The organism is Psychrobacter sp. I-STPA6b (assembly GCF_020662265.1).
In the GTDB taxonomy this organism is placed as follows: domain Bacteria; phylum Pseudomonadota; class Gammaproteobacteria; order Pseudomonadales; family Moraxellaceae; genus Psychrobacter.
Map to the genome: position 1 here is coordinate 1 of NZ_VEWM01000079.1, position 515 is coordinate 515.

Below are 515 nucleotides of genomic sequence, written 5' to 3' on the forward strand. Positions count from 1 at the left end.
GTACTTTACATCGCTGCACATCCAGATGATGAAAACACCAGATTAATATCCTATTTATCCAACGAGAAAAATGCAAGAACAGGTTATTTATCTTTAACTCGTGGCGATGGCGGACAAAATTTAATCGGACCTGAACTTAGAGAATTACTAGGCGTGATAAGAACTCAAGAACTTATTGAAGCTAGAAAAATAGATGGTGGCGAACAATTTTTTTCAAGAGCAAACGACTTTGGTTTTTCTAAAAATCCGGATGAGACATTGCAAATTTGGGATAAAAATCAAGTTCTTAGTGATGTAATTTGGGTAATAAGAAATTTTAAACCCGATGTAATTATCAATCGTTTTGATCATCGTTCTCCTGGAACTACGCATGGTCATCACACTTCGTCGGCGATGTTAAGCTTTGAAGCTTTTGATAAAGTTAATGATGCTTCAATCTTTCCAGAACAATTAAAACTAACAACAACGTGGCAACCTAAACGATTGTTTTTTAATACTTCGTGGTGGTTTTATGG

Annotated in this window: 1 protein-coding gene; it reads left to right on the forward strand. The window is 35.3% G+C overall.

The window, feature by feature from the left end; all coding sequences use genetic code 11:
• Positions 1-515: PIG-L family deacetylase (locus FHK88_RS09765; protein ID WP_227430562.1), on the forward strand; the 515-nt coding region annotated here is incomplete at both ends.